This is a genomic window from Cetobacterium sp. 2G large (genome assembly GCF_014250655.1).
Taxonomy (GTDB): domain Bacteria; phylum Fusobacteriota; class Fusobacteriia; order Fusobacteriales; family Fusobacteriaceae; genus Cetobacterium_A; species Cetobacterium_A somerae.
This window is the reverse complement of sequence record NZ_JACHTH010000005.1, coordinates 153,956-165,718: the sequence shown is the minus strand read 5'-3', so window position 1 is coordinate 165,718 and position 11,763 is coordinate 153,956. Positions and strand designations below refer to the sequence as shown.

The window sequence follows — 11,763 nt, the reverse complement described above, 5'->3', positions numbered from 1 at the left end:
ATCCTTAAGCTTGAATATAACCTTTAAACACAAAAGCTACAACCACTCCTAATATAGCCCCTACTAATACTTCTAATGGACTGTGTCCTAAAAGCTCTTTTAATTTTTCATCATGCAGTTTCTCTCCAACTTTTGCTGCAAATCTATCCAGTAAAGTATTTAAAAGCCCTGCATGTTTTCCTGCTGCTCTTCTAATTCCAGCAGCATCATACATCACTACTCCAGCTAAAACAAATGAAATAGCAAATATTGTACTTTGGGTTCCATGAGCTAATCCTATAGCTGTACTTAATGATGCCATAGTTGAAGAGTGGGAACTTGGCATTCCTCCAGTTTCAAAAATTCTTTTCATATTTAGTTTTCTATCAATAAATATTGTAGTTATAACTTTATAAAACTGGGCTATAAACCAAGCTATAAATACTACATCTAGAATTCTATTTCCTAAAATTATTCCTTTTTCCATAGTTTCCCCACTCTCTTTTAATTTTTTATTTAACTGCTTTTAATTCTAGTGATATTGTTGGTTTATCTTGATTTTCTTTGTAGAATATTATAGTTCTTCCAATTATTCCTACAACTTCTGCCTCTATCATTTCAGCTATTTGGTAAGCTACTTCATTTTTATCCGCTTCTGAATTTTGAAGTATTTTTACTTTAATAAGTTCTCTTGGAATTAATGCCTCTAAAACTCCTTGTGCTAATGTTTCAGAGAATCCCTCTTTTCCTATTCTAAATATTGGCTCTAAATTGTGAGCTCTCTTTCTTAAAAACGCTCTTTTTTTGCTTGTTAAACTCATTTTATCTCCTCTTTATCTTTAATTATATTTTTTATTATACATCCATAATTATTGGTAGAATAACTGGTGTTCTTTTAATTCTATTGTAGAAGAACTTTCCTGCTACATCTCTAACGCTATTCTTTATTACTGTCCAATCTTTTATTGCACTATTTTCAAACTCTTTTAATTTTACTTTTATCTGTTCATTAGCTTCATTTAATATTTCATCAGAATCTCTTGAGTATACAAATCCTCTAGTAACAATATCAGGACCACTTAATACTTTTCCTGTTTCCTTATCTAAAGCAAATACTACAATTACTACTCCATCTTGTGATAACTGTTGTCTATCTTTTAGAACTATATGTCCAATATCTCCAACACCAAGACCATCAACCAATGTAGCTCCTGCATTAACTTTTCCTTTTATCTTCGCACTAGTTTTTGTTACTTCTACTTTGCTTCCGTTAGTAGCTATTACTATATTACTTTTAGGAATTCCAGTCTCTATTGCTGTTTCTTTATGAGCTTTTAACATTTTAAACTCTCCATGAACAGGCATAAAATGTTTAGGTTTTATTAAATTTAACATTAGCTTTTGCTCTTCTTTACTTGCATGCCCTGAAACATGTATTCCAGCTATTTTTTTAAATACAACTTCTGCTTCATATTTTAAAAGACTATTTATGTTATTTGAAACAGCTCTCTCATTTCCTGGAATTGGAGTTGCTGAAATTATAACAGTATCTCCTTCTTTTACTTTTGTATGTTTATGCATATTTTTGGCTATTCTTGATAGCGCTGCCATTGGCTCACCTTGAGTTCCTGTACACAGAATAACAACTTTATTATCTCTCATTTTATCAACATCTGATAAGTTTATCATAATATTTTCAGGAAGCTTTAAATATCCTAAAGTTGCCGCTATATCAAAAACTTTAATTAAGCTTCTTCCATCTATTGCAATTTTTCTTCCATGTTCATGAGCTATATTTACAATCTGTTGAAGTCTATGAACGTGAGATGCAAATGCTGCTATTATAATTCTTCCTTTTGCTTTTGCAAATTCAACTTTAAAAGCTTCTCCAACACTTCTTTCAGATGGAGTAAATCCATCTATTTCTGAGTTTGTTGAATCTGAAAGTAATAAGTCTACTCCCTCTTCACCAATTTGCGCAAGTCTTAAAAAATCCACTCCGTCTCCGTCAACTGGTGTTAAATCAATTTTAAAATCTCCTGTATACATTACTCTTCCTGCTGGAGTTGTAACAACAACTGCATAAGCATCTGCTATTGAGTGTGTAACGCCTACAAATTCAACCTCAAAATATTTTCCAACTCTTATCTTATCTCTTCCCTTTACCTCTCTCATTTTAGGAAGTACTTTTGAAACTTCTCCACTTTCAAACTTAGCTTTTATTAATGCTAATGTTAACTTTCCTCCATGAAGAGGTACATTTTTATCTATTTTTTGATATAAATAAGGTACAGATCCAATATGGTCCTCATGACCATGAGTTATAAATAGCCCTTTTATTTTATCTTTGTTACTTTCGATATAGCTGAAATCTGGAATAACTAAATCTATTCCTAATAATCCATCATCTGGGAAAGTAACTCCAGAATCAATAATAATAATTTCATCTCTATATTGAACTAAAGTCATATTTTTTCCAATTTCATCTAATCCACCTAAAGGAATAACATACATTTTTTCCTCTTTTTCAGTTTTTAAAATTGGTTTTTTAACCTCTTCTTCAGCTTCAACTTTTTTTGCTGGAACTCTTTTTTTAGGTGCTTGAGGTCTTTGTTGTTGAGTTGTTTTAACTTCAACTGTCTTTACATCATTATTTTTTTTAGTTTCATTTAAAACCTCAGTGTTTGGAGCTTTTTCTCCTTGCTTTGGTTTATTATAATATTTTCTTCGTCTTGTTTTTTTCTTTGTTGCGTCTTTCTCCTTTTCAACAATATTTTCTAAATTCATTTCATCTCCTCATTGTAATATTCCAAATATTTGTCCACAAATTTTTTAGCAACTCCTCCAGCAACACGGCCTCCTCCTCCAGCTCCTTCTAATAGAACTGTAAATACAATCTTAGGCTGCTTGTCTGCTGGAAAATATCCTGCAACAAGAGCATGAGTTTCATCAAATCTTGAATTCTGAGATGATCCACTTTTTGCTCCTATAACCAGTCCAGGGGTTCTTAATGCTTTTGTTGTTCCGTTATCCTTTTCAACAGTATTTATTAATGCTTTATTTAAAACATCATAATACCAACTTGGATAATTTGTTTCATACAAAACCTCTGGCTTTATCTCTACTTTTTCACTACCGTTTTCCATATAGTCTACAACATGGGGTACATAAGCTTTTCCTCTATTTGCAAGTCCCATATAGGATACTGCAACTTGCATAGGTGTAGCTAAAAGATACCCTTGTCCTATTGACAAGATTATTGTATCTCCTTTAAACCAACCTTGTTTAAATCTTTTCTTTTTCCATTTTTCACTTGGTAATATTCCTGCTCTCTCTCCAAAAACATCTATTTTAGATAATTTACCATAACCGAAATTTCCAGCTACATCTATAATTGGTTCATGCCCAAATTGGTCAGCATATTTGTAATAATATGGATTTACAGATTCTACTATAGATTTTTCAAAATCAACCGTTCCATGTCCACCCTTTTTCCAAGCTCTCCAACTCCATTTTCCAATGCTATAAACACCATTGTCAAATATTTTTGTTTTAGGATCTAAACCATTATTAAAAAATGCAAATGCTGAAAATGGCTTAAATACTGAACCTGGTGGATATTCTCCTGATATACTTTTATTTGTTAATGGCTTTCTTGGGTCATTTGTTATTTGATCCCAATCCTCTTGAGAAATTTTAGAACTAAACGTAGTCAGTGAATATGTTGGATAACTTACTAATGTTAATACTTTTCCTGTTTGAGCCTCTATTGCTACTAAAGCTCCTGATAGATTCTCCTCTTGGAAAACTTCTTCCATATACTTTTGTAATCTCATATCTAAAGATAAATGTAGGTTATATCCTGGAGTTGGATCTTTACTTTTTTCAATTTTTTGAGCTTTATTCAAAGCATTAACCTCAATATAATCATATCCAGGTTTCCCTTTCATTTGAGAATCATAAATTTTTTCAATTCCAGTTTTTCCAACAATATCTCTTGGAGAGTATCCATCCTCTTTCAAATTTTCATACTCTTTTTCTGTTATCTTTTTTACATACCCAATTGTATGTGCTGCTAATGAATCATGTATATATTTTCTTTTAGAATAGCTTTGAACTTCCAAATATGAATAATCTCCAATTTTTTCCATTAATTTATGAGCTAAATCCAAATCTAAATCTTCTACCAGAATATTTTCTTTAGTATAAGGTACAATTTCTCCGTACTTTATCCTTTTTTGTAAATAATCTTCACTATATCCAGTTGCTTCACTCATCTCTTTTAATTGTTCATTAGTTACAACTCTTTGGTTCAAATATACCAATCTATACCCCAGTGTATTAGTAACAACTAATTCACCATTAGAATCATATATATTTCCTCTTTCTGCATCAATTTTTCTTAATTTAACTCTATTTTTTTGAGCTAAATAATTATACTTATCTTTTTGTAAAATTTGTAAATATGCCATTCTACTTCCTAGTAATACAAATACTAGAAAAATAAATACTTTATATATTTCCCCTCTAAATTCGAAACTTTTTCCTAACTTTATTCCAAGATCTTTTTTCACTTAGTTGCTCTCCTCATATATAATAAATTAATTATAAAATAAAATACTGAAAGAAATAACACATTTACTATTACAAATGGACTTTTCACGAAAATTTTCCATGCCACTATTTGCAAAAGTGAAAGTATATAAAGATTTCCAATATTATAATCAAAGTTTATAAAATATAGGTGATAAAAAATAATATTTATCCCAACGAACAAAAAAGCAAACGCAGGTTCTCTCGAATGAAGAGCTAATATAACTGCTAATAACGGAAATAAAAATGCTATTTTTTTATCTTTTCTATAAGATAAATAAGCCAAGTACGGCATTATTAAAAATCCTTTTGATGTTGTTTGAGGAATGTTATCCAATATAAAAATAAATAAAATTGAGATAAAATCTAGCATTTCCACTCCTTTTAATTCTAATCTATTAAAATATTTATCTTGTTACTTAAACTATTGTTTTCTAACATATTACTTATATTTAATTTTTTTGCAATTTTTAATGCTGTATAGTAATCTTCACTATTATACTCTATCACAGATTTATCTAATTTTTTAGAATCCTCTTTTAAAGTGACATTTTTATATCCAGAACTTTCTAACTCTTTTAAAGCTGATTTAGCTTCTGCCGTTGTTCCTTTAATTTCAATTTTAAAGTCAATGTCTTTTTCTTTTCCAAGTATTAATACAACACTCGCTAATGTCGGAATATCACTATCTTCTTTTATCTTAAAATATTTTTCATTTACATTAGCTAATATATTTTCAATATTCTCTTTACTAATTTCATTGATTTTAATCAAACTATAGTTTGTATTTTTTTCGTAGTTAGCTGCTGTATAAGTTAAAGCTAATTTATTTTTTAAATTTTCTCCAGTCTTTCTAGCATAACCACCTACTCCATTTGCGTTTAATATATCTACAACTAAATTTGTTGAACCTTTTAATTCTCCACCATATAAATCAGCAAATAAAGATTGTGTTCCTGATGTTAAAATATATTTTTTATCATCTATTACCATTTCAGGGATATTTCTTGCATTTTTTACATTTAAAGCTATCTCACTATATTTTATAACTTTATAGTTTTGAACTTTTTCAGGTAAAAAATTATTTATTGAGTCTATCACCATTTTATAGTTTTTAGAATCCACTAATTTTTTTATTGTTGTTTCCTTATCTACTTGAACATCAAAGGGTATTTTCACTGCTAGTTTATCTTCGTATACTACAATAATGTTATTTTTACCTATTATTGCATATCTTTCCCAATTCTCTAAATTTTTATTAGTTTTATTTAAATTATATGTTAAAAATACACCTAATATACCTATCACTATTATCGCTAATAGTAAGCCTCCTAGAGCTTTTCCTGCTTTTCTTGTTGTTTTCTTTTGTCTACTAAACCCTTTTTCCTTTCTCATTTCCAATTAGTAACTCCTTTTCTAAATTTGAAATTTCTACTTTTACTAATTCATTAACACCATCTGTTGCTTCTAAAGTTTTTACTCTTAAATAGTTTTGACTATATCCATATGAGCATCCGTCTTCTTTTATCTCTTCAACTAAAACCTCTAGTTCTTTTCCTATATATTTTTCTCTTCTTTCTTTTCCCATCTCTTTTCTTAGAGTTTCTAAAACTTCAGCTCTTTTCTTTTTTACATTTCCATCAATTTTATCTGTAAATGTATTTGCTAAAGTTTTCTCTCTTTCTGAATATTGGAAAACATGTAAATCTGAGAATCCTATACTTTTTATTACTTCATATGTATTATTAAACATCTCATCTGTTTCTCCTGGGAATCCCACAATAACATCTGCTGTATATTCCATATTTTCAACATTTTCTCTAAGCTTCAATAATCTTTCTTGGATAAGTTCTGCACCATAATTTCTTCTCATTCTTTCTAAAACTGTATTATCACAAGATTGTAATGATATATGTAAATGTGGCATTAACTTATTACTGTTCTCTCTCATAATCTCTATAAATCTATCTGATATCTTATCTGGATACATAGAACCTATTCTAACTCTTTCAACTCCTTCTAGCTTAACTACTGTTTCTAAAAGTGTTTCTAAATTAATATCAGAGTCTAAATCTTCACCATAAGCACCTAAATTTATTCCAATGATAATAAACTCTTTAAATCCTTCTTTTGTTAATACTTCTATCTCTTTACAGATACTTTCTAAAGAACGAGATCTACTTTTTCCTCTACCAAATGGTATCTTACAATATGAACAGAAATTATTACATCCATCTTGTATTTTTATATACGCTCTTGACATCTCTCTTAAAGTAGCAAACTCATACTCTTCGTACGTTCTCTCTTCAAAAATATTCTCTGTTAATACTTTTGATTTTTTATTTTCAATATCTTGAATAAAATCTACTAGACCACTTTTATTACTATTTCCAACAACAAAATCAATCTCTTCAATCTCTAGTAATTCTTTTGAATTTGTCTGAGCATAACAACCTGTAACAATAACAATTGATTCAGGATTCATTTTTTTAGCTCTTCTTAACACATTTCTTGTTTTTTTATCAGCTATACTTGTTACTGTACATGAGTTAACAATATAAATATCTGATTTATTTTCAAAATTTTCCTCTTCGTATCCTATTTTTATTAATTGATTCTTTATACTTTCACTTTCATATTGATTAACTTTACACCCTAATGTATAGAAAGCTACTTTTTTATTATTAAAATTCATTTACTAATATTCCTCCTACTATAATTGAGGCAGTTTCAGCTCTTAATATTCTCTTCCCCAAAGATACAGGCATAACACCTTTCTCTGTTAAGAACTCAATCTCCTCTTTATCAAATCCCCCCTCTGGACCAATTATATATAAAACTTTCTTAGGTTTATTTTCAACTTTATTTAAAATATTTCTTAGTGAGTTTTTATCTTCACATTCATATGGAACAAACATTAAATCATACTCTTTATAATTTAGTTCTGATAATTTTTTCGGTTCTCCAATTTCTACTAATTTAACAGCTTGGCACTGCTTTGTTGCTTCTTTTACTATTAGATCCCATTTATCTTTTTTCTCAGTAATTTTAGCCACACCTCTTTTTGTTAATAGTGGTGTTATTTTACTTACCCCAATCTCTGTCAATTTTTGAATTGTTAAATCCATTTTATCATTTTTTAAAATTCCTATAGCAGCTTCTATATAAACTTCAGAAGAAAATCTATCTTCATTTCTTTCTAAAATTTTAGCTTCTATTATCTTTTTCTCTATATTTAAAACTTCACAAATATACTCATATTCTCCATCTACAGCTCTTATTATCTCTCCTGGCTTTATTCTAAAAGCATTTTTCAAATGGTTTATGTCATTTTTGTCCACTATTTCTATTATTTCATTTGCTATATTGTCTTTAGATATTATAACACTTATCATTATAAACTCCTATATCATATCCTTATTTTTTATTAGCTCTGCTAAAGTTGTTCCTTCTAAAATTTTAGTCATAGCTATATCTAATTTACTCCATATACAAGTCGTTGAGCACTCGTCATCAACACAAGAACAATTTTTGCTTTTATTATTCTCATTACAATCAATAACTTTAACTTCATCATCTAATATTTTATACAATTCATGTAATGTTATATCTTCAGGTTCCATTGAAAGTTTATAACCTCCATTCGGTCCTCTTTTTCCTTGAATTATATTTTCATTTTTTAATTTAAATAAAATTTGCTCTAAATACTGAACTGAAATATCCTCTGATTCTGATATCTCTTTTATTCGAGCTAAGTTTCCCTTCTGAGAAGCTTCAGCTATATATACTAATGCTTTTACACCATATCTAACTTTTGTACTTATTTTCATCCTCTTACTCCTTTATCTCAAAATGATTATAAGCCTTTTCTGTAACCATTCTACCACGACTAGTTCTTTTAATATAACCAATTTTAACTAAATAGGGTTCATATACCTCTTCTATTGTTCTTCTATCTTCTCCCAACATCAAGGCTAAAGTTTCAACACCTACTGGACCACCACCATAATTTTCTATTATAGCTTTTATAATATCTCTATCTAATTCATCTAAACCTTGTTTATCTACGCCTAAAATATTTAGTGCTTTTATAGCGCTATTTAAATCAACTACTCCATTTCCTTTTATTTCACAATAATCTCTAACTCTTTTTAATAATCTATTTGCAATTCTCGGAGTTCCTCTACTTCTCAAAGCAATCTCTTTTGCTCCCTCTTCTTCAACTTTGACACCTAAAATAGCGCCACCTCTTTTTACTATTCCTTCAAGTTCATTTTCTTTATAATAGTCCATTCTATGAACTACTCCAAATCTATCTCTTAAAGGAGAACTCAAAAGACCCGCTCTAGTTGTAGCTCCAATTAAAGTAAATGGTGGTAATTCTATTCTTATTGATCTCGCTGAAGGTCCTTTTCCAATAATAATATCTAACTCTCCATCTTCCATAGCTGGATATAAAATCTCCTCTACCGACGTATTCAATCTATGAATTTCATCAATAAATAATATATCATTCTCTTCTAATGATGTTAAAATAGCTGCTAAATCTCCAGCTTTATCTAATATTGGTCCTGAAGTTATTTTTAAGTTAACTCCCATCTCTGTAGCTATTACTCCTGCTAAAGTTGTTTTTCCTAACCCAGGTGGTCCATATAAAAGAATATGATCTATGCACCCACCTCTTTTTTTTGCAGCTTCTATAAAAATACTCATTTTTTCTTTTAATGATTCTTGACCGATATATTCAGCTAATCTTTTTGGTCTAAGATTTTTTTGAACTTCTCCTTCAAATTCCAACTCTTCATTAGAAACTATCCTATCCATTTTTTCTCCTTAAATAAAAACTGTTATTACAAATTGTACAACTCCAATAAGTCCACCTAAAATAGCTCCAATTATTTCTATATGTTTCAACTCTTTCTTTGCTAAAGAAAAAGTTATTCTCTCTAGCTCTTCCAAAGAAAATCCATCTACTTTTTCAACTATAATCTCTTTAAAATCAACATTTTTTTCTAAAGTTTCAAATAACATTCCAATTATTTGATCTTTATTTTCCATTATCGACCCTTTTATAGCATCTTTTATTTTATTTAAAGCTGATTCATTTAAAAACATAGCTATCATTGGAAATCTCGTTGTTATCTCTGATGCTAACTTTTTTTCTAATATACTGTCAATTACTCTTTCCATTTCAACATCTAAATTTGCATTTTCTAATTTTTTTGTTATATCATCTAATGATATTAGTTCATTTTGAATTGTATCTGCTAAAGTTATTCCTATTTCATGTCTTCTTTTAGGAATTAAACCTTGGATTTTAAAAAACCCTAAGTTTATCTCTTTATATGGTCTAAATAACATCTTTATTGCAATATAGTTTGTAACCCATCCAATCATTGATCCAATAACAATTAAAAGTAACGCTTTTACTAACATCTTCTCACCTTTTCAATTCCTTATCAGTTTTATAAATTATTATTTATTATACCATTTTATACCTATATATCCAATACATTTTTTGGGCTTTTACTTCTAAAAAAATCACTAACCTTGATTTTTTTCTTGTATTATTTTTTATTTGTGTTATAATACTTCAAATAATTATGAGGAGGAAAGTAATGAAACAAAAAATAGTTTTTAATACAAATGCATATTACTACTATTATTTAACCTAGGATTGGTATTTTTGTTTCATGAAAAAATACGAATCCATTTTGCGTTACTTTAATAGTAGTGAGTGGATTTGTTACATAGAACTGGTAAATTACAGCCTGTGGATAAAATCCACAGGCTTTTTTGTTTTTTAAAAAATTTTTAGGAGGAGTTTATTATGTTTATTTTAGAAAGTATCGTTAATTTTTTAAATTCAATTCTTTGGGGGAAAAATATATTAGTTGTTTTACTTATTTTTTCAGGTGTTTTCTTTACAGTAAAAACCAATTTTGTTCAACTTCGTTTTTTAAAGCATATGGTTAAGCTTTTAACGGATAAATCAAATAGTGATTCTGAAAATCTTTCACCTTTTCAAGCCTTTTGTATAAGTACTGCAACTAGAGTTGGAGCTGGTAATTTAGCTGGTGTTGTTAGTGCAATTTCTATTGGTGGTGCAGGTTCAATTTTCTGGATGTGGGTTGTTGCGTTTTTAGGTTCTGCTACAGCATTTGTAGAAACTACTTTAGCTATGATATTTAGAGAAAAAGATAAAACTGGTCATTTTTATGGCGGTCCTTGCTTTTTTTTAAAAAATGGTCTTGGTAAAAAAAGTTGGGGTGTTGCTTTTGTGATAACTGGTATTATTTGTTGGGCAGGAGTTTTACAAGTTGTTTCAAACTCTGTTACCGAATCATTTAATGTAGCTTTTAATATTAGCCCAATGGTTATTTCTGCTCTTTTAACACTATTAGCAGCTATTGTAATCTTTGGAAAAACAGATAAAACAGCTAAAGTTTTAGATAAAGTAGTTCCTATTATGGCTGTAATGTACCTTGTTATTGTCTTTTTTATAATCATTAAAAACTTCGCTCTTTTACCTCAAGTTTTTTCTCAAATATTCTCAGAAGCTTTTGGAATTAGACAAGGAGTTGGAGGAACTATTGGAGCTATTATTATGCAGGGAGTTAAAAGAGGACTATTTTCTAATGAAGCTGGAACAGGTAGTGCTCCTTGTGCAGCGGCTAGTGCTACAGTTTCTCATCCAGTTCAGCAAGGACTAATTCAAAGCTTAGGGGTTTTTGTAGATACTTTTATAATCTGTACAGCTACAGCTTTAGTTATGCTACTTACTAAAGCCTCTGTTATAGATGGATTAAACGGTATGGAGTTATTACAAAAATCATTCAATTACCATCTGGGTTCAACTTTCGGTGAAATATTTGTAGCTATAATACTTTTTCTTTTCTGTTTCTCTACTCTTTTAGGAATCTGCTTCTATGGAAAAGTTAATGTTAAGTTCTTAACTGATAAAGAGTTTGGACAAATACTTTTTAAAATCTTTGCTCTTTCAATGATCTTTATAGGAGGAATACAACAAAATTTCTTTATGTGGAATCTTGCTGATCTTGGTTTAGCTCTTATGACTATTATTAATTTATCTGGTGTATTCCCTCTATCAAAATTTGCATTTGATTCATTAAAGGATTACCAGTCTAGGTTTAATCCTATAAAGGCATAATAAAAAAGGAGAAAAACAAT

Annotated in this window: 12 protein-coding genes; 1 reads left to right on the top strand and 11 read right to left on the bottom strand. The window is 29.1% G+C overall.

Features of this window, described 5'->3' with window-relative positions:
• Positions 1–4 precede the first annotated feature (4 nt).
• Genes H5J23_RS03550 through H5J23_RS03500 form a run of 11 tightly spaced genes read right to left on the bottom strand, consistent with a single transcriptional unit; the run spans position 5 to position 10,008 of the window.
• Entirely contained in the window at positions 5–466 is a 462-nt protein-coding gene (locus tag H5J23_RS03550) for a divergent PAP2 family protein (RefSeq protein ID WP_023050278.1), read from the bottom strand.
• Between the two features lie 25 nt (positions 467–491).
• Complete coding sequence (gene yhbY / locus H5J23_RS03545; protein WP_023050279.1) at positions 492–800, bottom strand: ribosome assembly RNA-binding protein YhbY; 309 nt, start codon at positions 798–800, stop codon at positions 492–494.
• Positions 801–834: 34 nt separating this feature from the next.
• Positions 835–2,766, bottom strand: a complete 1,932-nt coding sequence (locus tag H5J23_RS03540) for a ribonuclease J (protein ID WP_023050280.1) — start codon at positions 2,764–2,766, stop codon at positions 835–837.
• A complete protein-coding gene (gene mrdA, locus H5J23_RS03535) occupies positions 2,763–4,553 on the bottom strand; it encodes a penicillin-binding protein 2 (RefSeq protein WP_023050281.1) in 1,791 nt (596 codons plus the stop codon). Before mrdA ends, H5J23_RS03540 begins: the two co-directional genes overlap by 4 nt.
• Positions 4,550–4,945, bottom strand: coding sequence for a hypothetical protein (locus H5J23_RS03530; protein ID WP_023050282.1), 396 nt, complete (start codon positions 4,943–4,945; stop codon positions 4,550–4,552). Before H5J23_RS03530 ends, mrdA begins: the two co-directional genes overlap by 4 nt.
• A 17-nt stretch (positions 4,946–4,962) precedes the next feature.
• A complete protein-coding gene (locus tag H5J23_RS03525) occupies positions 4,963–5,967 on the bottom strand; it encodes a hypothetical protein (protein WP_023050283.1) in 1,005 nt (334 codons plus the stop codon).
• Complete coding sequence (gene mtaB, locus H5J23_RS03520) at positions 5,945–7,267, bottom strand: tRNA (N(6)-L-threonylcarbamoyladenosine(37)-C(2))-methylthiotransferase MtaB (protein ID WP_185890995.1); 1,323 nt, start codon at positions 7,265–7,267, stop codon at positions 5,945–5,947. Before mtaB ends, H5J23_RS03525 begins: the two co-directional genes overlap by 23 nt.
• Positions 7,257–7,967: a 16S rRNA (uracil(1498)-N(3))-methyltransferase gene (locus H5J23_RS03515; protein WP_185890994.1), complete on the bottom strand. Its 711-nt coding sequence runs from the start codon at positions 7,965–7,967 to the stop codon at positions 7,257–7,259. The genes mtaB and H5J23_RS03515 overlap by 11 nt, the downstream gene beginning before the upstream one ends.
• Positions 7,968–7,976: 9 nt before the next feature.
• Positions 7,977–8,402: an Rrf2 family transcriptional regulator gene (locus tag H5J23_RS03510; RefSeq protein ID WP_023050286.1), complete on the bottom strand. Its 426-nt coding sequence runs from the start codon at positions 8,400–8,402 to the stop codon at positions 7,977–7,979.
• 4 nt (positions 8,403–8,406) lie between these two features.
• Positions 8,407–9,396: a Holliday junction branch migration DNA helicase RuvB gene (gene ruvB, locus H5J23_RS03505; RefSeq protein ID WP_023050287.1), complete on the bottom strand. Its 990-nt coding sequence runs from the start codon at positions 9,394–9,396 to the stop codon at positions 8,407–8,409.
• A gap of 9 nt (positions 9,397–9,405) precedes the next feature.
• Entirely contained in the window at positions 9,406–10,008 is a 603-nt protein-coding gene (locus tag H5J23_RS03500) for a DUF445 domain-containing protein (protein ID WP_023050288.1), read from the bottom strand.
• 394 nt (positions 10,009–10,402) lie between these two features.
• Between H5J23_RS03500 and H5J23_RS03495 the strand changes: the two genes are divergently transcribed.
• Complete coding sequence (locus H5J23_RS03495; RefSeq protein ID WP_185890992.1) at positions 10,403–11,743, top strand: sodium:alanine symporter family protein; 1,341 nt, start codon at positions 10,403–10,405, stop codon at positions 11,741–11,743.
• Positions 11,744–11,763 lie beyond the last annotated feature (20 nt).